The 24599-nt window shown below is 42.4% G+C and carries 21 protein-coding genes; 3 read left to right on the top strand and 18 right to left on the bottom strand.

Annotated elements, in window-relative coordinates:
- Positions 1-30: 30 nt before the first annotated feature.
- The 6 genes from E5260_RS01855 to E5260_RS01830 form a co-directional block, all read right to left on the bottom strand.
- Positions 31-1956: a sucrose-specific PTS transporter subunit IIBC gene (locus E5260_RS01855; protein WP_003642448.1), complete on the bottom strand. Its 1926-nt coding sequence runs from the start codon at positions 1954-1956 to the stop codon at positions 31-33.
- Complete coding sequence (locus E5260_RS01850) at positions 1949-3616, bottom strand: alpha-glucosidase (protein WP_003642449.1); 1668 nt, start codon at positions 3614-3616, stop codon at positions 1949-1951. Before E5260_RS01850 ends, E5260_RS01855 begins: the two co-directional genes overlap by 8 nt.
- Positions 3617-3669: 53 nt before the next feature.
- Positions 3670-4671 carry a LacI family DNA-binding transcriptional regulator gene (locus tag E5260_RS01845; protein ID WP_003642450.1) on the bottom strand — a complete coding sequence of 334 codons (1002 nt, stop codon included), beginning with the start codon at positions 4669-4671 and terminating at the stop codon, positions 3670-3672.
- Positions 4672-4965: 294 nt separating this feature from the next.
- A complete protein-coding gene (locus E5260_RS01840; protein ID WP_003642451.1) occupies positions 4966-6051 on the bottom strand; it encodes a YdcF family protein in 1086 nt (361 codons plus the stop codon).
- 75 nt (positions 6052-6126) lie between these two features.
- Positions 6127-6882 carry an ABC transporter permease gene (locus tag E5260_RS01835; RefSeq protein WP_003642452.1) on the bottom strand — a complete coding sequence of 252 codons (756 nt, stop codon included), beginning with the start codon at positions 6880-6882 and terminating at the stop codon, positions 6127-6129.
- Complete coding sequence (locus E5260_RS01830) at positions 6879-7529, bottom strand: ABC transporter ATP-binding protein (protein WP_003642453.1); 651 nt, start codon at positions 7527-7529, stop codon at positions 6879-6881. Before E5260_RS01830 ends, E5260_RS01835 begins: the two co-directional genes overlap by 4 nt.
- Before the next feature lie 148 nt (positions 7530-7677).
- Here E5260_RS01830 and rlmD point away from each other — a divergent pair, with 148 nt between their 5' ends.
- The 3 genes from rlmD (at position 7678) to E5260_RS01815 (ending at position 10768) form a co-directional block, all read left to right on the top strand.
- A complete protein-coding gene (rlmD, locus tag E5260_RS01825) occupies positions 7678-9123 on the top strand; it encodes a 23S rRNA (uracil(1939)-C(5))-methyltransferase RlmD (protein ID WP_003642454.1) in 1446 nt (481 codons plus the stop codon).
- Between the two features lie 38 nt (positions 9124-9161).
- Positions 9162-9605: a hypothetical protein gene (locus E5260_RS01820; protein WP_003642455.1), complete on the top strand. Its 444-nt coding sequence runs from the start codon at positions 9162-9164 to the stop codon at positions 9603-9605.
- A gap of 311 nt (positions 9606-9916) precedes the next feature.
- Entirely contained in the window at positions 9917-10768 is an 852-nt protein-coding gene (locus tag E5260_RS01815) for an SDR family oxidoreductase (RefSeq protein ID WP_003642456.1), read from the top strand.
- A gap of 114 nt (positions 10769-10882) precedes the next feature.
- Here the strand turns inward: E5260_RS01815 and E5260_RS01810 are convergent, their stop codons facing one another.
- The 12 genes from E5260_RS01810 to E5260_RS01755 all read right to left on the bottom strand — a co-directional run bounded on the left by E5260_RS01810 (position 10883) and on the right by E5260_RS01755 (position 24591).
- Positions 10883-11707 (bottom strand): Cof-type HAD-IIB family hydrolase, encoded by an 825-nt coding sequence (locus tag E5260_RS01810; RefSeq protein WP_003642457.1) that lies wholly within the window; start codon positions 11705-11707, stop codon positions 10883-10885.
- A 172-nt stretch (positions 11708-11879) separates the two neighbouring features.
- Positions 11880-12743, bottom strand: a complete 864-nt coding sequence (locus tag E5260_RS01805) for an ROK family protein (protein ID WP_003642458.1) — start codon at positions 12741-12743, stop codon at positions 11880-11882.
- 3 nt (positions 12744-12746) lie between these two features.
- Positions 12747-15410: an alpha-mannosidase gene (locus E5260_RS01800; protein ID WP_445727829.1), complete on the bottom strand. Its 2664-nt coding sequence runs from the start codon at positions 15408-15410 to the stop codon at positions 12747-12749.
- A 48-nt stretch (positions 15411-15458) separates the two neighbouring features.
- The gene (locus E5260_RS01795) at positions 15459-16559 is read right to left on the bottom strand and encodes a PTS fructose transporter subunit IIC (RefSeq protein WP_003642460.1); all 1101 of its coding nucleotides are present in this window, start codon (positions 16557-16559) and stop codon (positions 15459-15461) included.
- 32 nt (positions 16560-16591) lie between these two features.
- A complete protein-coding gene (locus E5260_RS01790) occupies positions 16592-16912 on the bottom strand; it encodes a PTS fructose transporter subunit IIB (RefSeq protein WP_003642461.1) in 321 nt (106 codons plus the stop codon).
- A 16-nt stretch (positions 16913-16928) separates the two neighbouring features.
- The gene (locus E5260_RS01785; protein ID WP_003642462.1) at positions 16929-17390 is read right to left on the bottom strand and encodes a PTS sugar transporter subunit IIA; all 462 of its coding nucleotides are present in this window, start codon (positions 17388-17390) and stop codon (positions 16929-16931) included.
- A gap of 15 nt (positions 17391-17405) precedes the next feature.
- Entirely contained in the window at positions 17406-19022 is a 1617-nt protein-coding gene (locus E5260_RS01780; RefSeq protein WP_003643464.1) for a BglG family transcription antiterminator, read from the bottom strand.
- Positions 19023-19668: 646 nt separating this feature from the next.
- A complete protein-coding gene (locus E5260_RS01775; protein ID WP_003642464.1) occupies positions 19669-20127 on the bottom strand; it encodes a MerR family transcriptional regulator in 459 nt (152 codons plus the stop codon).
- Between the two features lie 93 nt (positions 20128-20220).
- Entirely contained in the window at positions 20221-21102 is an 882-nt protein-coding gene (locus E5260_RS01770; protein WP_003642465.1) for an SDR family oxidoreductase, read from the bottom strand.
- A 198-nt stretch (positions 21103-21300) separates the two neighbouring features.
- Positions 21301-23295 (bottom strand): glucose PTS transporter subunit IIA, encoded by a 1995-nt coding sequence (locus tag E5260_RS01765; RefSeq protein ID WP_003642466.1) that lies wholly within the window; start codon positions 23293-23295, stop codon positions 21301-21303.
- A 254-nt stretch (positions 23296-23549) separates the two neighbouring features.
- On the bottom strand, positions 23550-24218 hold the full coding sequence (locus tag E5260_RS01760) for an endonuclease III domain-containing protein (protein WP_003642467.1): 669 nt from the start codon (positions 24216-24218) through the stop codon (positions 23550-23552).
- A gap of 115 nt (positions 24219-24333) precedes the next feature.
- Positions 24334-24591 carry a hypothetical protein gene (locus tag E5260_RS01755; protein WP_003642468.1) on the bottom strand — a complete coding sequence of 86 codons (258 nt, stop codon included), beginning with the start codon at positions 24589-24591 and terminating at the stop codon, positions 24334-24336.
- Positions 24592-24599 lie beyond the last annotated feature (8 nt).

Raw genomic sequence — 24599 nt, 5'->3', positions numbered from 1 at the left:
TGGCAAATCGCGGTTTTATCGTACTTACGTTTAGGATGCTGTTGCAGTCGTCATTTCCGGACGCCCTTGAATCGCCAGCAGTGCTGCTCCCGACTGAATAGACTGATTAGGTTCTGATTCTATCCGTTGATAATTTTTACTATTTGTCACAATCACCATGACCGTGTCATCTAAGTTAGCAGCTTTTAACACCGTTGCGTCAAACTCACCTAAGAGATCACCCTTTTGAACAGTTTGCCCCGGTTTAACGATAACTTTAAAGCCTTGCCCTTTTAATGACACCGTATCAATACCGATGTGAATCAACAACTCAACTCCATTATTGGTTGTTAACCCATAGGCATGTCCTGTATCGGCTACAACACTCATCTGACCACTTTGTGGCGCATAGACTTTTACCGGCCCCTGTTCCTGTGGCTTAATTGCAATGCCGTCCCCCATCATCTTAGATGCAAAGACCGGATCGTTAACCGTACTCAAGGCAATACTTTTACCAGAAACTGGTGAAAATATCGTATCATCCACAATCTTTGGTTGTACTTGATCAGATTTTAATATGTCCTTAGGAATCGCAAACATATTAGTGGCAATAAAAGCCACTGCTACCGTCAATAACGAGACGACCGTATAAATCAGCAAATCACGAGCATTGTAAATATACATCAGATAAGAGGGAACAACGGCTAGACCATATGAATTTGCTGCCACACTCATAACACTCAGTACGCCAGCACCTATCCCACTGGTTAAAACGGTTACAACCAACGGCTTGAAATTATAGCGAATCAAGACCCCGAACAAGGTTGGTTCTGAAACACCAAATAGTTGCGAGGAAAATGCGCCAATAAAATTAGCCTTAGCCTTTTGTGACTTTGCTCGTAAAATCATCGCCAAAGCTACCCCCAGATTAGCAAAGCCATACATGGCTTCTAAAGTAATTAACGGATTGAGCTTGGTGGCTGCTAATAGTGACGTTTCGATGGCAATCATCATCTGATGAATACCAACTAGCACCATTAACGGATAAGCGGCTCCAATCAAAAAACCACCAATTCCAAATGGTAAGTTAATCAACCCTTCAACACCACTAATCATCACATTTTCAATCCAGTGTACAACCGGGCCAACCCCTAAAATCATAATACCAAAAGTAACTAACATCGTTAAAAAGGGCGTTAAAATTTGGTCGAGAACGTTAGGGACGTGTTTATGAAAGTAATGCTCCAGTTTACTTCCAAGAAAACCAGCAACTAACGCTGTTAATACGGATCCTTGACTACCGATAACTGGAATCCTGTCAAAAAGCATAATCGCTTTCGCTGTACCACCCGCAACTGAATACGCGTTAGGCAGTGAAGGGGAAACAAGCATGAGTCCAATCACAATACCGACAATTGGTGTACCTTTAAAATAGCGAAATGTGGACCAAACAATTAAAGCTGGCAGAAATGAAAAAACAGTCCCCGTTAAAACTGAAATTACTGTATTAAGACTTGCCGGAATCGCGGCAGATGAAGTTCCAAACAACTGTAAAACCTGATTGTTAGTCAAAGCACTTTGTAATCCCAAGAAAAGTCCAGTAGCTGCAATCACCGGAATAATTGGAATAAAGATTCCCGAAAGCATTGCCATGAATCGTTGCAATGGTGACTTCTGATCATCAGGAGTCGGCGTAGTCGTTGTTTCCTGACTATAAATTGCATTAACTAAATGTAACTTTTCAATTGCGTCATACACATCGTTAACAACACCAGTGCCAATAATGACCTGATACTGTCCTGAACCGAAAAAGACTCCCTTAACCTCATCTAAGTCTTCAAGTGCTGCTTTATCAATCTGCTTAGGATCTTTAACAACAAACCGCAACCGTGTCTGACAATGAGTAACCGATTCAACATTGTCAACACCAACAATATCAATAATTTTTTTCGCAAGTACCTGATAGTTTTTACTCATTTGAATTCACCTCAAAAAGAATGGCTTGATATGGTTCCAACGTATTGAGTCGATAATGTGCGTAATTATTTAATCGAGGTCGGCCATTAGGTAACGTTAGGAATAACCGTTTTGCGCTTAAGTTAACATACACCTGTACCCTTCGACCACGTTGATAAGCAATCACTTGGTCACAATCACAAGTAATTGGCCTAAAATCACCGACTATTAAATCCTGACTTAAATTTGATATTTGCCGTAACTTAATCAATGACTGATAAAAATGCCAAACTGAATTTGAATCTAATTGTTCGCTTTGCCAGTTTACCCTATCATGTGACTGTTTTGGTGTAATCCATGGCTTGGCACCCTGATTAAAGCCTTGATTGACGGAATCATCCCATGGATATGGTAATCGCGCATTATCCCGGGAACGAGCATTTACAAAGGCAAGCGCCTCGCTTGCTGAATATCCCTCTTCAATAGCACGATCATAGTTATCGTGACTGCTCAAGTCGTTAAACATGGTAATTGAGTCACGCCGTGCATTTGTCACCCCCAGCTCTTGTCCTTGATAAATAAATGGACAACCGCGCAAGTTAAAATAAAGTAAGGCTAGTGCTTTGGCACCAATTTCATTCCGATAAGCTGGTGTCTGAATATATTTATCAATACTCCGCGGCTGATCGTGATTTTCAAAAAAGTTAGCTCCCCAGCCGACATTTTGAATCGCCAGTTGGCTTTTAAAAATTGCGCGCCGTAAGTCCGTCGGTGTCCACTTAACTCGTCGATACCACTCTGATCCGGATGCAATATCAATATCTGCGTAATGAAAGTCAAAAATCATCGAGAAGTAACCTTTTTTACCAATAAATTGTCCAAGTTGGTCATAACTAACCCCCGAAGCCTCTCCAACCGTCACCGCGTTAGCTGGTTTAAAAGTAGCCGTGTTCAATTCAGCTAAGAACTTTTCAATACCAGGTCGATTTTCAGCTTTACGTTTGACTTTACCTAACCCATCAACACCATCAGGACTAATGCTGGCAAAATCTTGATCTTTTTTTATGAATGTTATTGCATCGATCCGAAAACCCGCAACCCCTTTTGCCAACCACCAATTAATCATTTGATAGATTCGTTTCCTTAGAGCCGGATTTTCCCAATTTAGGTCCGGTTGTTGTTTAGAAAAGACATGGTGATAATACTCATCCTGACTTCCTGGCAATAACGTCCATGACGAGCCTTTACCAAAGTTTGATCGCCAATTATTAGGCGGATTGCCGTGTGCCCCACGCCTAATAATATAAAAATCACGATACGGACTCGTCGGCGATTTAATTGCAGATTGGAACCACACGTGCTGATCAGAGGTATGATTGATAACCAAATCTAAAATGACTTTTAATCCTAATCGTTTAGTTACTTCCATCAACTCATCAAAATCAGCCATCGTTCCAAACCGAGAATCAATAGCTTGGTAATCAGAAATATCGTAACCGTTATCAACCATGGGTGATTGATATATTGGAGATAACCAGATAGTCGTAATTCCCAGCTGTTTCAACCGGGGTAACATTTGGATGATTCCACGCAAATCCCCAATGCCATCGTTATTAGCATCTTTAAATGATGCCGGATAAATTTGATAAAAAACTTCTTTTTGCCACCAATTTTTTTGCATAATTACTACTCCTATATTTGGAATCGATTCCACTTTAATCAAAAGAAAAAGGCTTAAGCACTTTTTCTTTTGATTAAGTCTAAGCTTAGATCAATCGTTAACTCAGGTCGTTGTAACCGGCCCAAGTGATGTAATAGCTGATCGACCGCCAATTGAGCCATTGCCGCGACCGGTTGTCGAACCGTTGTTAATGGAACTTGGGCCACCGCCGCAAATGGTTGATCGTCATATCCCATCACGGCCATATCATCTGGTACGCGAAAATGTTGTTGCTGTAACTCATCAATTACCCCAACGGCCACCTCATCAGAATTGGTAAACACCGCTGTCGGGCGATCACTAGGGTTTAAGGACGCTAATTGCTTCCCCAACGCTTGTCCATCCGCAATCGTATGTTGTTGTGCGAAAACCCAGTTATTGTTTACAACTAACTGCTGCTCTTCACAAAAATCTAAATAGGCTTGCGTCCGCGAACGTCCATGATGCGTACTGGGAAAATCACCACCCGTGGCATAGGCAATTCGCCGATGACCTTGATGATATAAGTATGCCAAAGCATCTTTAGTTGCCTGATAATGATTTAAACTGATCATTGGAATACCAATATCAGTAGCTTCTTCATTCAACAGCACCATCTGATTAGCATACGTCGCCGACAATTGTGCCACTAGTTGTTGATTTTCAATGGATGCCAGAATGACGCCATCCACTTGTTGCTGCTTGAGTTTATCCAGAAAGTGTTGTTCTGCCAACGCATCATCATGAGTCTGCATTACCATCACTTGAAACCCGTATCCGTTTAACTCCCGTTCCAATGCATCAAATAACTGTGCAAAGAAGGGGTTAGAGATTCTTGATACCAGTACACCAATCGTATTAGTGCTCTGCGCGCGTAGCTGACTCGCAATGGCATTCGGGGTGTAATCCAGTTTTTCAATCGCTGCCTGAATCTGTTTCTTCTTAGCAACTGAAACACTAGGCCGATGGTTTAAATACCGCGAAACAGTCCCAACACCTACACCAGCCTCAGCTGCTATTTCACTAATCGTTGTCATTTAGGCTCACCCCCTATTTGGAATCGTTTCCATAATTAATATAACGACCTTTCAAGTAATTGTCAAGACAAATTGGTTTTTCAAAATGAATTCACTAAAAACGGTTGCCCTTAAAACATTTAGTCCACCATTAAAAAATGGCAGTATACTGCCATTTTTCTGTTTTTCGGCTTGAAATGGAAGTATACTGCCATTTCGATAACTTCATTTTTAACATTCCAGCCAAAAAAATATTCCAAGCCAGAGTACACCTGACTTGGAATATTTTAATTACTGATTCAGCCTTAGTAATCGCTATAACGATGCTTGATAGACATCAAACCACGTCAATAATAGCGACACAATCAAGATACCAAGCATCGCCACCGCGTGCCACCATTTATTTCGGACAAATATCGCAATATACTCACGAATGATCGCATCCGGTAAGAAGAATCGCGCCGTCCGCGCACCAATACCATCCGCTTTTAGACCTGCTTGCTTGGCAAACATCCCGGCTCTAAAGGTATGGTAATTATTTGTAACAAAAATCGTGCGTGGATTTTTAACAGGGCCCTGTGCAATCAATTGCTTACTAAACTGCATATTTTGCAAGGTCGTCTTCGATTGCGTCTCCGCCCAGCCATCCGTTGCAGGAAGGCCATGCGCAATGGCGTATTCCAGCATGGCTTGGCCTTCCGGAACCGTTTCATCACCACCCTGACCACCTGAGAAAATCATCACGGCCCGATGATGCGTCTTGCGTTGTTGCTTCTGATAAAAGCGCAGTCCACGCATGATTCGTTGCCCTAGCAATGGCGAGACACGGTCTCCATCTAACAAGCCAGCCCCAAGCACAATAATATAATCTTGTCGCAGACGGGGCCAATTGAATTGATAAATCGTCAGCATCGTCAGATAGTTATAAAACCAAAAACCAAGGTAAAAAATGACCAGATTCGGAAATACCGTCAAAAAATAACTCACGGGCTGCGGCACATGACTACTCAACAGATTGCCTAAAAATGGCAAAATCAGAATGGCCAGTCCCAAGTACAAGGTCAGCATATTCGCCAACGTATGACTCTCATGACGCCACATGATCCACGCATTCCATAAGAGCAAGAAAGCTTGTAAGGTAAAAATCAGTCCAATCAACAGGATCAGAAACACAAACAACGTCCCACTGATAATGATCAACCAGTGAATATTGCTACCTAAAATTGTAATTGCCAGCATGGTTAAAAACGAATAGAAAAATAGCGAAAACCAAATACCGTTACCTAGGCGAACCTTATCGCGATGATAACGCCAACCAAAAATGGTTCCAAATATGAGTGGTACTAACCAGCCCCAGTAAAACATTACTGGAACTGGAACCCAAACCGCTGCGTCATTCACATCAATACCCCCGCATTAAGTTTTATTTCAGCTTCCATCATAAAGGACTCCCCGCGGGACTGCAATCAGGAGTCATTACTTCAACTGTTTTTGTTCATTATAGAAATTACGGTAAGCTAAATAGCACGCAATGATTGACCCCAAACTAGTCGCTGATAAGAGCATGAACGTGACCATAATTTGATACTTAATGGCCCGTACTGGATCGACCCCTGCAAAGATCAAACCGGACATCATCCCTGGCAGACTGACTAGACCCACAGTCTTTGCCGAATCAATGGTTGGTGACATCCCTGTACGAATCGCCTCACGCACGATGGCAATCGAAGCATCGAGTAGACCAGCCCCTAACGCCAACCGTTCAAGCACCCCTTGCCGCTGGTCATGAAACTGACTATTGAGGCTGCGATAAGCCAGCCCAATTGCGACCATTGAATTCGACGCAATCATACCAGAAATGGGAATCATTTGCGATGGCACAAACTTAATCGCACCAGATAGGACGAGAACGCCGAGTGTTACCCCCGTACTAACAAAAATGGCTAATAACGAAATAGCTAATGCATGGTCAATCCCCGGCCCCCGTTTTTTCGCATTCCAAGCCGCATTGAAGATAATGAAGCCTATCATCGCCAGCGTTAGCCACAAATTATTGACTCGGAAAATATACTTTAGCAAGTAACCCACGATAAATAGTTGTACAACAGCCCGCACGACACCAATGACGATGTCCTTATCCAAGCCAAGTTTCTGCCACAAACTAATTCCTAACGCGACGAGCACTAACATTGCCGCCAAAAATAGCGACGTATTATTAACTGCTAAATTCATGCGTGTACCTCCAATCTGCCAGCAACCACTTTCGCTAATTGATCTGCCGCAGCAATCTCTGTCGCGTCATGAGTAATCATGATCGTTGTCACGTGATCCTGCTCATTTAACTGTCGTAACCAGGCGTGCACGATTTGCTTATTATTTTCATCCAAACCAGCTGTCACTTCATCTAATAACAACACTTTTGGCAAGAATAAGATGTTGCGAATCAGCGCGACCCGCTGCCGTTCACCACCGGAAAGCTCGGTAATCGGCTGATGCAGGGTTCGTTCGGACAGCCCAACATTATTTAACGCCGTTACCACTCGTTGCGTATCCATGACTTGCTTACGAATTTGGTACGGGAAAGCTAAGTTATCTGCCACCGTCTCACCAAATAACGTCGGTTGTTGGAAACAATATGAGACTTGCCGCCGATACATGATTGGGTCATAGCTTTCAATCGGCTGCCCATCAAAAATCAAGGTCCCACTTGTTTTAGAAATCATGGCCGCAATGATCCGTAATAACGTACTTTTCCCACCACCGGATGGTCCCGTCAATGTAATATGAGCCCCAGCTGGAATCTGCCAATCAACATCATGTAAAATATGTTGATCAGCGATTTGATAATTAACTTTTTCTAAACTAATCAATGAATTCATATGCCCACCCCCGATTACTAATTTAGAATCATTATAACCTGACTGTTAGGCGACTTTCAAACAATCCTCCTCAGTTATCCTGTGTCTTTCCACATGCTATAATGGAGGTTAACACAGTTCACAGAAAAACGAGGTCAAAATCAAACTTATGCCACAATCTAATCATTATTCGCACCAATCCCGATCGCACAATGATCGGCGCCGACAACAGCCGGATGAAAAAGTGCAAGCGACCGTTAACATCGGCCAGCGTTTTCCACTGACCATTCGGCGTTTAGGCATTAACGGTGAAGGTATTGGCTATTACAAACACGTCATCACCTTCGTCAAGGGCGCCCTTCCTGAAGAAGTCGTTGTTGCTGAAGTAACCGCCGTGCACCCACGTTACCTAGAAGCTAAGATTCGTAGTATTCGCAAGCCTAGTCCTGACCGGGTCGATCCCCGCGATGCCTATGCGGGCGAAGTCGGTGGTTTTGAATTAGAACACCTCGACTACCCGGCCCAATTAGCCTTTAAGCAAGATTTAATTCGTCAAGCACTCGAAAAATACCGCCCAGCTGGTTATCGACACTATGATGTTCGGCCCACCATTGGGATGACTAATCCTTATGAATACCGCAACAAAGCCCAATTTCAAGTTCGTTTAATTGATGGGCACGTCGCTGCTGGCTTATATAAAGAAAATAGTCATGACCTAGTCGACTTACCGACCTGTTCGGTGCAAATGCCGGCGACAATGACAGTCATGCGTCAAGTCGTGGCTTGGCTGGAGGAACTCCAAGTACCGATTTACGATGAAGAACATAATTCTGGCATCGTCAAGACAATCGTTGTGCGTGAAGCGGCCGCCACTGGTGAAATTCAGCTGGTCTTCATCACAAATACACCCAAGTTACCGAAAAAGCATCAATTATTGATGAAAATCGCTGAAAAACTGCCAATGGTCGTGTCGGTCATGCAAAATATCAATGCTGGTAAAACTTCATTGATCTGGGGTGACCAAACAACATTACTGGCCGGCAAACCAACTATTACGGAGGAGCTAGACGGCCTAGTCTTCGATTTATCTGCTCGGGCCTTCTTCCAATTGAACCCGCAGCAAACCAAGAAACTCTATCGCTTAGCACGCGAAGCTTTGAACTTAGCGCCTAACGAGACGTTGGTCGACGCTTATTCGGGTGTCGGAACGATTGGTTTATCACTAGCCGACGTGGCTAAGGAAGTTCGGGGAATGGATACCATTCCAGCAGCCGTTGCAGATGCCAATGCCAACGCCCAACGCAATCAAATCACTAATGCTCATTATGAAGTTGGTGAGGCGGAAGTCTTGTTACCGCAATGGTTAGCGAGCGGTTTTGCGCCCGATGCAATGGTCGTTGATCCACCCCGTACTGGTTTAGATAACGTCTTAATTGATGCCATCTTGCAAAGCGCACCGGAAAAACTCGTCTACATTTCATGTAACCCATCGACGCTTGCTCAGGATTTACAAGCACTTACCCGCGGATATCAAGTCGACTATATTCAATCGATCGACATGTTCCCGCAAACAGCTCGTTGCGAAGCCGTCGTCCGCTTCACGAAGCGTCATTAATTTGCCACTCACTGCCAATCATATGAGGGGGAATCATCATGGCAGCTACTGATAGTCAAATTGCATTAACGATGACCTTTACGTTACGGCCACCATTCAAGACTCATTTCTTACTATTAAAAGATTACGTGGCGGATGTTCGTATACCGGCTCGTGATGGGATGCTAACGACGATTATTGCCAAAAACATTCCGCTATCACCGGCCCTAGAGCAACTAAAAACGATTTTTGATGATGTCCAAAACCCAGTTTACTGGCGCTTACACGACCAAGCCGTTCAGGAATTCTTCAGTGCGCATCCTGAACAGCGACCGGTCCTGCCAATCGACTTGCTGCAAGTCATGCTCAATACATTATCTGCCCAAGGTTTGTCCGATCAACAATTAATGCACATTATGAAGGACGTTTTTGAACGGTTACAAACCAATGACTTCAACGGACAGGCATCACAGCGAATTTTGACGTCGTTGAATAATAAGTAACACGCCACCATTTATCGCTGACTTTTATAAATTAGGATTAGATAACACCAAGTTGTCTAATCCTATTTTTTCGGACATAAATCAATAGCGGTAACTAACTAAGAACATTCTTTAGCACATCGATGAAACTTCATTAGTCACAGAAACTTGCACTAATACTCGTTTTTCTTTTTCTTAGCCATTCATTATATTCCAGCATAAGAAGATAGTCTTTCGGTTATCGAAAGCAAACTTGTTGACTTTGAAGTTACATGTGATAAGCTAATCACTGTAATTTTTATTGCTACAGCAATTTGAAAGGATGTTTAATTATGAAATACGCCGTCACTGCCGCTACCGGTAAATTTGGTCAAAGCGCCGTTAGTACGCTGAATGCTAAAGTTGGTGCAGAAAATGTTTTAGTAATTGCTCGTAATCAGGACAAAGCTGCTCAGCTGTTTCCTGATAATCCAATTCGTATCGGGAATTACGATGACGTCGACTCAATGACGAAAGCCTTCGAGAACGTTGAACGCGTGCTCTTCGTTTCATCACAACCTGGTGGTCCCGTTGACCGGTCCACCGCTCATAAAAACGTCGTGACTGCCCTTAACGCCGCTCATGTTAAATTTGTCGCCTACACTAGTTTTCCCAACGCACAGGCAGCAGTCAGCGCCTTAGCCAATGATCATCGGGCCACCGAAAATGCCATAAAAGCGACTAATATTGCGCACAGTTTTCTTCGTAACAACTGGTATTTAGAAAACGAAATGGGCTTCTTACAAAGTGGTGCCCATAACCAAGAAACCTTGTACTGGGCTAATAATACAGCTGGCTGGGCCTTGGAACGTGAATATGCCGAAGCGGCAGCAACCGTTTTGATGGCAGATGCCCCTCAAGAAGTGTACGAATTTGCTGGGACACCCCTCACTTATGCCGCACTCGGTCAAGCACTCCAAGAAGCAACTGGCAACCAAGTTAAGATTACCCAAGTCAGTCAGGATGCGTACGTGCAATTCCTTGAAACGACTGGTCTAAATCATGATACCGCTGCTTTGTTTGCCTCATTCCAATCCCCAATCAATGATGGTGCGCTGGCTGAAAAGTCAGCCGACTTAGCTCATGTCTTAGGACGTCAACCATTGGAAGCAAGCGTCGCTATTAAAGAAATCTTAGCGCGCTAATAACGAGCTAGCTGTAGGTTTCTCTTAAATATCTTCTACAATACGAAAATAGGAAGTTCAACGAACATGGCGTTGAGCTTCCTATTTTTTAATGATTCGTAAATGGCCTTTTCATTAGCGCGTAACATCAGCAAAATACTGAGCTAAGGTTAGCTGAATACCATTATGATTATTATCAGTTGTTACTATGTTCGCTGCCTCTTTAACGGGTTGTGGCGCATTAGCCATCGCAACACCAATCCCCGCTGTCTGGAGCATCGCAACATCATTAAAGTTATCGCCAAACGCAATCGTTTCAGCAGGGGTAACTTGATCATCCTGTAATAATTTCATTAATGCGGCTGCTTTAGTTACGCCTGCCGCAACGATTTCTAAATAAGTTTCTTTCGAACGATAAACTGCTAAGCCGCTAAATTCATTACGGCTTAATCGTTGTTCAATCGCCTGAATAATATCTGGATCGGCCATGATCATCATTTTATGCACTGGCGTCGGCATCCGTTGCAACCATGTGCCCAAATCCGTGACATGGGGTGCATAACCAATTCCCGTCGCTTCCTGCCGTTCCCACGGGCCATTAGTAGCCACCAACCAGTTATTATTCGAATAAATACTAATTGAGGCAACTGGCCAATCATGAGCTACTACCGTTTGCACAGCTTGTGCTAGTTTAGGGTCAACGGCTTGCTCTTCAAAAACAGTTAGTCGATCATTCACATCAGTCGTAGCCGTTAGCGCGCCATTATAGGCAATCATGGTCGAGTTAATTCCTAGTTGTTGCGCAATTCCAAACATCCCCTTAGGCGAACGTGCTGAGGCCAACACCATTTGTGCCCCCCGTGCAACTGCTGCTTGAACTCCCGTAATTGTAGCCGGTAATAACTGTCCTTGACTGTCGACTAGGGTACCGTCGATATCACTTACGATTAATTTGATCATTGATTTTCCTCCGTTAAGTTAATCATGGCTATGCTAAGCGTAGACTTATATTATGTATCCTTATAGATTCTACTGTAGCATGAATCAAGTCATAAATAAGTATTCCAGACCATTTTTCATTCATAGTAAAGTAAAAGAACCGATAACGTTACTTGTTATCGACTCTTTTTACCTAAAATATCAAATTTTTGGCCAGGGCGACATTACCAATCGTTGCAGAACCATTATTAGCAATTCCCGTTAAAACAATCAAATGATCTAAGTTCGGTAATTCAACATAATTGTTATTAAGCTGCTCAACGTCTCTTCTAATCACTGGAAGTTCAGTTTCGCTTACTACTGAGCCACCAATAACAATTCTTTCAGGCATGAAATTAAGATATGCATCAAAGACCAGCTGTGCAATATAATAACTGATCAACTTAAATACTTCATTGGTTCGCTTCAATTGTTCCCCCGGTTTGCCAGTTCGAGCCTCAATTGCGGGTCCTGAAGCCATGCCTTCAAAGCACCGATTTTGATGATATGGACAGACACCCTTGAAGTTATCGCCTGACATAGGTATGACCATTGTATGTCCCATTTCAAGATGAGACATACCACCTATGAAATGATTATCTTGGATAACACCACCACCAATGCCTGTCCCAATAGTAAAGTATACTAGTGAACGCACTGCTTGTCCTTGTCCAATCATATATTCACCATAAGCCGAAGCATTTACGTCCGTTGTAAAAGTAATTGGAATTTTCAAAGCTGCCCTCAACATCTGTACAACGTCCGTATGAGACCAACCAGCTTTTGGTGTATTTAAAATCTGACCATATGTCGGTGAATCCACCTTAATATCGGCTGGGCCGAAACTCCCGATTCCCAACGCATCGACTGGATTTTTCTTAAAAAATGAAACACAGGCTTCCAGCGTTTCATTTGGCTTTGTGGTCGCTACTCGTTGTCGCTTCAAGATACGGTAGTGCTCATCAGTAATTGCTAAAATGAACTTAGTCCCTCCAGCTTCAATACTTCCCAAACGCATGAGCTATGCCCCCTGATTGTGTATGAGCAAGGTAACCATATCATAAGGCTGAATCACTAATTGTTCCGAACATGGTTGAGCCTCTTCCAGAGCATTTACCTGAATGAAATGTTGTTTTAATAAGGGGGTCAAATCAGCAGCCACACCAGATTCATTTGCCAAACGGATAACAAAACTATTTGGCACAGTATAGGCCGGATACAACGTGCTAATTGTGACATGTGGATCGAGTTTCAAAAATGACTCGCACTCTGAGATAGTTGGTAATGAATCATCAAATTCAACATCCCAAATTTTATTGTCTAATCGATTTACAAATAAATTCAATTTTTGTAATTGATAACTAACATCGGGTGCTAACCACTTTTCAGCAATTATTGCCAATTTATTTTCATTCAATTGAGACGTGGAAACTAACCCAAACTCAAATGTATTTGCTCCTAATTCTTCGGCCAACGGCGTTGGTGTCATCTGATGCCCAATACTAGTTGTATCGCCTGAAGCACGACCTGGTCGCCACAGTAAATTAGGCTTACCAAGTTGACCAGTGGTTGCCATTAATGTGACATAAAATGCTTTCTTTCCTAACTCGTATTCCTTCATTCCTTTAGCAATTAAATACAGGCCATCGCTAGCCCCTTGCATCCCGATAATTTTATCAAAGTTATAAAGGTTAACCGGTTTTTCAACAAATTCTTCTTCCCAATTTTCCGCAATTGGTAAATTACGTGTTCTTTGAAAGCCGCCTTGAACTTGCGCAACTGCAGTGTCACTTTCAATTGCTGTATTAATTTTTAACCGTAATCGATGATCTAGAACCTGATTATCGACAGTTAAACGACCTGCCAATACATTGTCACCATCAGTTAAAGTCAACGTTAATTCAAATGCGACATCGTGCAGCTTTGGTTCGTGACTAATCCTGTCAGCCAAGCCTTCTGGTAACTGCCACTTGCCGCTTAATCGCAGTTCTTGCCTTCCAGCTCCAACATAAATGGCTACAACGCCGGCTAAAGGCAAGTCAACCTCTTTGTCGCCTCGAAGCGGTGAATAATCGTACGTATCACCATCATTACCCGAATCTACAATACTAATGATGTTTTTGTAAGTTTTCCCATTAGTAGTTGCCTGAAAGTTGCCATCGACATAATTCACTTTCCAACTTTCATTTTGGATAGCCGTTTGTTGCTCAGACTGTAATTCTGGCAAAGCTTCTGCACCATCCTTAAAGTCAATTACTTGGTAGCCCAACCCATCAAACTGGACTGCAACTTGTACTTGTAATTCATAGTAACCAGGCTCGTCTTTAAATTCAAAGCCTTTAGCCGTTTGTTGCATGATATTTTCTCGCTTAGCCACATAATTTGCACTTAAAATAGTTGCTTGATATTTTTCATCAAACATAATGTTTTTCGATGATGTTAAGAAACGGATTTTCTTATATCCATTGAATGGGCGTGGATCAGTATTGAATACTAGCACCTGATTGGCATCCAGTTTCAACCGTTGTGCGATTCTTTTCTTGATATAGTTTTCGATACCGTCTGCAATTTCAAAACCTTGTTTGAATCGATGGTCAATATCAATAGCAACATTATCAGAAACACTGCCACCCAAACTGTCATGCGGTTGACATTCTAGCAACTTTTTCCAAAGTTTCAAAATAAGACCCTTAGACACATCGATACCACATCTTTTGGCAATGACCATCAGTGGCTCAACACGTCGTAATATTTGCTGTTCGAGTTTGAAATTCTGCCGTTTAATGCGCGAACGTACTGAACCAATTGTCCGATGAACTCTAGCATAAGTTGGATACCGCAACTCGCCTTGATAATCCGGTAAATCATTGCGTTGTCGTAATGTTCGCATAAACTTCGGATAATTGCTGATCACAATCTGATTATGACTATATTTATTTATCTTACTAATAGTCTCAGATACGTTATGAATAATATTCATTTGATCGATTCCCGAAGGCACTAGGACCGAATTATTTTGACCCTGTTGACTTTCAAAATCAATTCCTGGATCTAGACGGTTTGCAACGAACTCTTGTAAGTTTTTCTTCGAATCCAATGCGATTTGACCAGTATAGTAACCTAACGGAAAATTAGCAGCATAGACTTGACTATGACCTAGACTGTGCCATTTAAAATAAACAGAGTCCATTTGTCGCTTAAAATTAGTGCCCCGCCAAAAAATAAAGTCATTAATGCCAACTTGATTTAAAAGCATTGGCAATTGCGAATTAAATCCAAAAGTATCTGGCAAATAGCCAATCATCATTGGTTGCCCATACTTTTGTTTGGTATCGTTGATGCCAATAACTAAGTTACGAATAATTGATTCTGCATCAGGTATCATCGCATCAGTCTGTGTATACCATGGTCCAACAAATAATTGATTACGGTTAATTAATTTCTTTATCCGGATAACATCTTCGGGATGCATTTCAACATACTCATCTAGTATTGATGTCTGTCCGTCTAAAGTAAAATTAGCTTCAGGATGCGTTTCTAACTCCTTCAAAACATTTGAGAACAGCTGATCACTTAGCACCTGTGCGTCCTCAGTTGTAAAATACCATTCTCGATCCCAATGAGTATGATTTACAAAATGTGCTTTTGTCATAAATGTATCGCTCCCTGTTATTTTAGGTAACAAAAGCCGCACTACGGCTCTTTAACCATTATGCGGCTCGTTTTAGTCAATCTAAGCTTCAAAATTAATGTTAATGTCGTCCTCATTATCATCAGTGACTTGTTCTTCGCTCTGTGTTTGGTTAAAGTCCACAGCCAATGGTGCCAGTACACCGATAATCGCAGCGCAAACAATTAGACCGATTAAATAGGCCCAACCATTCGTAATGGTGACAAATCCATAAACCCCACCAACAGGAGGAATCTTAGCCTGAGCCCCAAGTAAAATCGTAGTCGCCGAACCAGCAGCACCAGCAATCATATTAATTGGAATTAATTTCAACGGGTTAACTAATGTAAACGGAATAGCACCTTCTGTTATTCCAATAAATCCCATGAACCAGTCGCTTCGTCCAGCATCAAGTAATTCATCAGAAAAACGATGCTTAAAGAAAGTCGTCGCAAATGCATATCCTAAGGGAATACCAGCAATAGCCACATTAACGATCATTGCAGGGGTGTAAATCTTTTCAGCTAATAAAACGTTTCCTGCCATCCATGCAGCCTTATTAACAGGACCGCCTAAGTCAGAACCAATCATAGCGCCCATGATAACTGCTAAGGTAATAGCACTTACACCGCTTGTACTCATTTGTTTAATCCAGGCGACAAGTGATACATTAATCCAAGTCAGCGGTTGCTTCAAAATGACTCCCATCAATATTGCCACAACCATTGTAGATAGCAGCGGTACAACAACTAATGGCATAATAGATTCGAACTTTTCACCAACATGTAACTTATTGTGACACCAACGTGCAGTATAACCAGCTGCAAACCCAGCAACCAAGGCTCCTAAAAATCCCATATTAGAACTAGATGCTAATGAGCCCCCAATGAACCCGGCGGCTAAAGCTGGCTTATCGCCAATAGCATATGCAATGTAACCGGCCAAAACTAAATTAACTAAGCCAACACCAATCCAACCAACGGCTTCAATTTGTCCCATATAAAACCAAAAACCAGTTTTATACGCATCAAAACTTGTAATTCCAAAACATAGACCTATCAACTTAGGAACTGCAACTACGAGGGACCCGCCAATAACAACCGGTAACATATATGAAATACCAGACATTAAGTAGCCCTTCCACTCAGCCAATATTTTCTTCATAACTCACTCCTCCATTCTTCATTAAGTTCATTTTATTTAACACGAGCAGCAACCGCTTTGCTGACCTTATCAATAACAGCTTTCGGCTTTTTAATACACATATTAATATCAACTCGAACTGCTGGAATCCCTTCAAATCGATCCATCTTTTCAATTTTTTGATCCGAACCAATCAATAAAAACTTTGCGCTTTTCGCCTCTTCAACTGTAATTTCATTTTTAAGTCCCATTGCACCCTGTTGTTCTACTTTAGCTTGTAAACCTAGTTCCTGCGCTGCTTTTTCTAGCGCTTTCGCCGCCATTGGTGTATGTGCTAACCCTGCTGGGCATGATGTAATTGCAACAAAATCCATATCAGTCATCCTCTTTTTATAAAATTTTTTCCGAACTATTGGTTAATACAGTGTAAACATCCTGAACTGTTTGACTTTCAAGTAATGCTTGACGCTCACGGTCATCCACTAATGCACTCGCAAAGTTAGCTAGAATCTGTAAGTGTGCCTGCTCACTATTTTTTGGAACTAGCATAGCAATTACCTGATTAACTGGTTGGTCATCAAATGTCGGCCAATCTTGAATGCTTATTGTAGAGCGAATGAATAGTACAGCAGGTTGCCGCAGATATTCTGAGATTGCATGAGGAATCGCTATACCGTCCTGCATTCCTGTTGAAGCTTCTTTTTCTCGTTGATACAGCGCTTTCAAAACTGCATCTTCGTTATCTGCAAAGCCAAGTTCAATTGCTTTATGTGCAATAAAGCTAAAAACATCCTCACGTGTTCTAAAATGTTCTTTTAAAAAAATATACTTCTGTTTAAAAATTTCTGTCATATTTGCATTTCCCCTTCACTGCTGTGCTAATGTATCAATAATTTCTTGAGCATTTTGAGCCTTTATTAAGGCCGTCATTCGCTGCCCATCTTGAATCAAATTATAGAAATAACTGTAAATATCATCCATTTGTGTTTCAACCGTGCGATTCAGGGCTACGAAAAATACAATATGGACATTTTCGTGATCCCATTTAATTCCCTTTTTCGACGTCATGATTCCAATCGTTGGTTGCAAAACATGGTCGATATCACCATGGGGAATTGCAAATTTATCGATAATGGTGGATGCAACTTGTTCACGTGCTAACGCTGAATTTTGCATTTGATTATCAACATACCCATACTTTTCTAGCCGATCAGTTAGTTGAATAATCGCCATCTTTTTTTCAGTTGCCTTTGAATTTGTAATAATACCGTTTGGACTTAATAATTTAACAAATGCGTTCCGCGTATACTTTTCTTGACGAATATCTTGACTTAACTTTTCCAATAAGCTGAGTTCTTGGTCATTCAAAAACGGACTGACTTGAATAACCCTCGTACCGCTCATCTTTAACGGGATAGTCGAAATAATAATGTCTGCAGTCACTGTTGAAGTCATCAACTCATTCACAGACAAAGTGCCAACAATCTGAACATCCGGTAGTTTGTCCATGACACGTTGCTTTAGTAACTCCGCCGTACCATAACCAGTGCTACATACAATTGCAAGCTCAACATCTGGTTTTAAGACCTTTCGGCGCTCAATGAACGATTCAAAGTGCAGTGCTAAGTATGCAATTTCATCCTCAGTTAGCTGTAAATGGTATTGCTTTTCAATCGCCATCGCTAATGCTAGTGCTTGATCAAAAGCGACGGGAAAATACGTTTTAACTTGATTACAATACGGATTCGTAATACTAATGCCATTTTTAATGCGAACCAGCGCCGGACGTAAGTGTAGCGTTAGATTACGTAATAACTGATTATCATAATCCGTTAGCACGCTACGTAGCCAGTCGACTATCGTTCGTTCAACTAAGCCGCTTCTATCCAGATCAATGTACCCATCCTCAATGGCCGCGACATGCATATTCAAATAAGCAATTTCTTCATCGGGAATTTCACACTTGAAGGCCACGATAAGCATTTTAACTAATTTGTTGGTACTCGGAGATATTGCCATAGTGTCAAAATTCTGTGTCGTCGTTTGAGTAATAAACTCGCCATTCTTAATTCGCTGAATCGCAATAGTTGTATGGATCAGTAAAGACTCATATTGATATTCATTTACATCAACTTTTAAAATCTTCACAAATTTATTCAGGACTTTTTGCATCTGATTTAAGGTTTGTTTATTGACATATCGTTTCAGGGACTGCGGCACTTTAAATGTGCGTGTCATTTTGCCAGTCTGTTGATTTTGCTTAATCTCTTGTCCCCAATATGACTGTAATAGCTGACCAATCACTCGACGAACATCACTCTCCGAACTATTGAATTTAACACCTTCTGTAGTGGCCGTCAGCTTCAACCCATAATCCATTTTTAAAACATTTAAATCACGTTCCAACGTACTACGACTAATAAAGAAGTGGTCAGCAATATCATCTAATAACACTGGTTTAGATTGCTGTGTCAAGAATGTCATAATGCTAATTCTGCGTTCTTGCTCACTTTGGCTATTATCCTTCAGTATCGGAAACTCAGCCAACAGTCCCTTCGTATTACCACTAAAACGAATACCCTGTCCTCTTTTCCTAACAAGGTGTACACCTTGTTGGTTGACTACCTTTTCCACCTCATTCAGATACTTAGCAATCGTCTTACGAGATGTGCCCGTATACTCCATAATATCTTGATAGTGAACTATCCTTTTTGACAATATCAACTCAATAATCATTCGTGTAAGAGTTGCTGGTGAACTATTCGGCGCCAAATTTATCACTCCCTAACTTTTACAATTCATATGATAATGTAACCGTATACATTATTTAAGCTCATAAAAGTACACTTGTAGCTAGTGTACCTTTCATAAGTTATTATTCTTTGTGCTGTCGGCCATATACTTGAAGATTGCTTTAGAAGTTTAATCTCGAATCCTATTGTGACTAATATTACCCCGATTTTGCGCGTTATCTTACAGGAAGACAAATCATTTACTGAATTAATTAACTATTGATATCAATCATAAAAAAGCAGCGTGATTTCATTATCCTGAAATCACGCTGCTAAGACTATCCAATTACAATATTCCTCAGAACAGTCTAGTATTAACTCTCATTATCAAATGGTGCCTAACTATCTGGTCTCGAATTATCCTTCAATTCAAACTTAACTTTATCCCCCACGAGTTTGACAAATAGTTCCTGGTCAGGCTGAGGATCAAATGGCCCCAAGTCGACAAGAATCTGACCATTATCCGCCACTTCATATCCTTGGTAACGATCGGCAAGCAGATGATAGATTGTTTGGGCTGGTCGCATCCGCTCATCCACCTGAGCGGCCGCCGCCTTCAAGGTATAACCAGTCTGCAATAAATTACTCATCGCGGCTGCCTTGATAACCATTTTCATTGTATACACGCGAGCCTGGCCCGGCTCATCCTCGTTCTTAGGAATAATGTACCCCTTTTTTTGCCAATACCGTAGTTGTCGTGGCGAGACACCAGTCATTCTGCTTAGTTCACTAATGCCAATAGTTAATTGTCCTTTATGAAAAAGCTCACGTAAATCTGCACGCGTCCCGTTAGTCATACTGGCGACTCCTTTCCAAAGTTGCTATTGATATAAATTATAGCATGGAATTTCGTCGCAACCATTAACTCGCTTGGAATTTTCCGTGATTAATTAACTTTTCTGATAATTTGTTTGTAAGTAATCCAGCAATGACTGGGCGGGACGATCCATAATCAGCTGATAATCATCACTGACTGTGGCTAATAGTCCGCGGGCGCCACCGGCATACATCGAGGCCAACATTGGCCCCTCACCATTCTGATTGTACATATCGCTGAAGGCTTGCAAGGACACTGGTCGATACCCGATCAATTGCCCGCTCACTTGACTAAGCACAGTGGCGAGTTCCGGCATCGTGTAAGCTCGGGACTGTGTTAACGTATAGATTCGACCACGTTGTAATAAATCAGGCGTTGTGGCGACTTTAGCAAAAGCGGCTGCACTATCTGCCTGACTGATGAAGCTGAGGGCCTGATCAGCCATTGGATAAACGACGTTGTGCCGTTCAATTAATTCTGGCAAATATGGCACTAACGGATCCGCGTAAAGCGCATTCCGGACAATCGTATAGTTAATATCACTTCCAGCTAATCGCCGGGGCACGTAACCATAAAATGCTGATAATGCAAATGGATTATTCACCTGATCGGCAATGAAACCCATGACTAGGAAATGATGCACATTCGCCTGTTGGACTGCTGCTAAGACGTTCTCAAATTCTTGGACCCGCGAATAACTATCATGACTCTTACTAGGAATATAGATCAGGACATCACTGTCTTGGAAAAATGCGCGTAACTGCTCTGGCTGCTGGTAATCAATAGCCGCAACATGCAAACCTTGTTGTTGGTATACCTGGGCCTTACTGAGTGTATGGACCCCTAAATATAATTCAGTGGTGGCGACTAACGGTCTCATCGCGGCAACAATCTGTTGTCCTAAATGACCAGTAGCACCTGTAATCGCATATTTCAATTTAACTCGCCCTTTCATGTAACTTTATTAGTTACATTTAACTAAATATCGATATATTTGTCAAATAAAGCGGCCGCTTATGATATTAACGTCACCCATTGCCGCCATTAATTCGGAAACATTTCGTCGCTACATCGTTAAAATTAAATACACAGAAAGGGCTACCCTCATTACAAGAGCAGCCCTAAGAAATGCTTTTCTAAAAATAGTTAAGCCCTAATTTGCAACCTGTTGACCAAGGTGCTTCTTTTCAGGCGCCTTCTTAACGTTTTTGACATCATTATCGGAAAAGCCAAACATCCACGTTAACGTAAAGGCGACAATCAAGTCGATAGCAGAGGCAATCAAGAAACCGTAGAAACTAAAATCAAGCCCCTTAGGATTGATGAAGGAGGTCACACCGATCAATGATCCGGCGAAGCCCCACATGTTAACGTTAAACAGTCCGGTCAAGAAACCGCCGACAGCACCACCGATACTTGCGGTAATGAATGCCCGGCCGTATTTCAGATTGATCCCGTACATTGCAGGTTCAGTGACCCCACAGAAGGCTGAGATTGTTGCTGGCCAAGCGAGTTCTTTAATATTAGCAAACTTAGACTTCAGCGCAATTGCTAAGACCGCACCACCTTGGGCAACCATCGTTGCGGAAACAATGGCATTCAAGTAACTGTGTCCAGTTGTCGTAATATCGTTGACAACAATTGGAATAATCGCCCAGTGTAAACCGAAGATAACGAGCACTTGGTAGAAGCCACCGATAATTAAGCCAGAGATGGCTGGACTGAGTTTGTAAATCGCCACAATTCCTGCGGCCAATGCGCCAGACAAAGCTGTAATGATTGGCCCGAGGATGATAATGATGGCTCCAGAAATAATCACAACTTCAAACAACGGTACGAAGATCATCCGTAAGACTGTTGGGATGACCCGCTTGAGCCATGGTTCCAACTTACTTGCTAACCACGCCCCCGCAATCATCGGGAAAATCGAGTAGGTATAGGAGGCAACGTGAACCGGAATGCCAAAGAAGTTCGCATTGATTGCCATTCCCAATAAGTGACCCGTAACCTTTCCGGTTGTTGCCATACTAACAATTGCTGGGTATGTTAAGACCCCACCAATAATTCCCATGATAACCGGATCAGCCCCTAACTTCTTGGCTGCGGTGAAACCAACAAATATCGGTAAGAAGTAGAAGACGGAATCACCCATCGCATTAATAATCACGTAGGTCGGCGTTGTCGCAGAGACGAGGTTGAAGTTCTTTAGTAACGACAAAATCCCCTTTAAGATCCCAGAAGCTGCCAACAACCCAATCACTGGAATCATGGATCCCGTAATAATACCAATCAAGCTGCTAAAACCGTGTTTGACCTTCTGCCACGGCGTCATTTTCTGCCACGCTACCCGGTTCGCTTCCTTCTCCATCGCAACAGCCGAAGCGTCAGCATCCCCAAAGCCTGCGCCTAGTTGACCCACGATTGCATCATACACGTCGGTCACCGCTGGCCCAATCACCACCTGGTACTGACCACCTGCCTTTGCAACATCGATAACGCCCTTTAGGTTTCGGATTACCTCGTCATTGGCCTGCCCTTCGTCCTTTAAGTAAAATCGAACCCGGGTAATGCAGTGAATCACGCTTTTCACATTTACCGGTCCACCAACTTGAGCAATGATTTGAGTCGCCAATTCATCGTACTTGCCGCCCTTACCCTTAACCACCGATGCTTCGGCAACGTGTTCTTTCAATTCAACAACAGCACCGACGACCCCGGCACGGACTTCACCCAGTTCGGGCGTTAGTTTGGTAACCATATCCGCCGTATTCGTTACGGCCATGATTACCGTGGTATCCTTGTTCGCACTAGTAATCGCCGCTAAATCCATCACGGCCACTTTTTCGCCGGCCTCGACCGTATCACCAACTTGCACGTTAACTTTAAACGGTGGCCGATCTGCTAGTTCGACCGTATCGATACCAAGATGAACCAACACTTCCAGACCATTGTTCCCCGTAAAGCCAATCGCGTGCAGACTCGCTGCAACCATCGTTACTTTACCACTGATTGGTGCAACGACCTGTCCATCTGTCGGTTCAATACCAAATCCTTGCCCCATCATCCCTTGTGAAAACACCGGATCGTGAACCGATTCGAGTGGCACTAACTGTCCTGCAACTGGCGTTAATAAATGCACTTGCTTCATAGCGATTCTCCCCCTTTGACTAATCAATAATCGCGTTGTTAACAAACTAATTTCGGACACTGGTTGTTATAAAATCACTAATAATTGCCAATCCATCCAGTGACCAACTGTCAGGCCCTCCTAACTAATCAAGTAACGCCCTTAACCATAAAAGCGCTTTCTTTTATAAACATAATAATAGCCGCCCCTATTAAGTCGGTCAATAAAACCCGATTAAATTAAGGCGGTTCACTTGAATTTAGGAACTTATTTAATTAGTTTGCCAAACTTTGTGAAGCAAGTGTTAATCTTTGCGTTGCAAGAAAGGACCGTTCGAAATCAGCCGTCGTTTTGACCTGTTTACCGAAATCAACAATCAGTGCGTGCCACTCCCAAGCCGTCGTTAAATCATAATGCCACGCCTGCATAATCAGTTGTTGGGCCTTTAAGTAGTTGCTCGGTAACGGTTGGTTAAGCCAGCCGAATAGGCGCCGCAAATACGTGTCAATAATGATCGTTGGCTGATGAAAAACGTACATGCTAAAGTAGTCAGCCGTTTCATCGCCAATACCGCGCAGGGCGATTAGTTCACGCCGCAATTGTTCTGCTGGCAAGGCTCGCATCACGGTCAAGTCAAAATCATACTGTCCACACCACGCTGCTAAGGCTTTTAAAGTTGGAACTTTGCGCGTATAGAAGCCCGCAGGTTTGACTAAAGTCGTCAGTTCAGTATCAGTCAATGCTAGTAACTGCCGAGGCTCAAAGTCAGTGGCTGCTTTTAAATTAGCCAGTGCGTAATCCACGTTGCGCCAGTTGGTATTCTGAACGAGAATACCGCCCCAGAGAATCTCCCAAGGCGTCTCGGCAGGTGGGATTCCGGCTTGGAGCCAGTGCCGGGGCCCCATGGCAGCTAACATCTGCTGATACAGTGTCTCAATGGTCATTGTTAGCCCTCCTCACATGAATTGATTAATGTTGAGACCAATAATTTGATCTTACAAAAAAATAGTCGTAACGGCAAAACATCAATCCGCTACAACTATTGTTTACGCTTGTTTATTAGTCATCTACCACCGTACTGCGCTTAACAGCTAGCACAATGTCAGCCTTCCGATTTTCAGGCTTGATCTTTTCTTCAAAGTCCAATTCGGCATCCTTAAACAGGTTCTGAATCTCAGTATTAACTAACGACAAGTCGCGTGAATCCCCAGCTTGTTGGCGAATATAGACCACATATTGATCTGGTAATTCTTCAAGATCATATTCCACATCTTCGTCATTCAAAATAACATAAATCAACTTACGTTCTTTGTTCATTTGAAACT

The sequence above is a fragment of the Lactiplantibacillus plantarum genome, assembly GCF_014131735.1.
GTDB lineage: Bacteria > Bacillota > Bacilli > Lactobacillales > Lactobacillaceae > Lactiplantibacillus > Lactiplantibacillus plantarum.
Note: the sequence above shows the minus strand (reverse complement) of the source record. Positions and strands in the feature narration are given on the sequence as shown.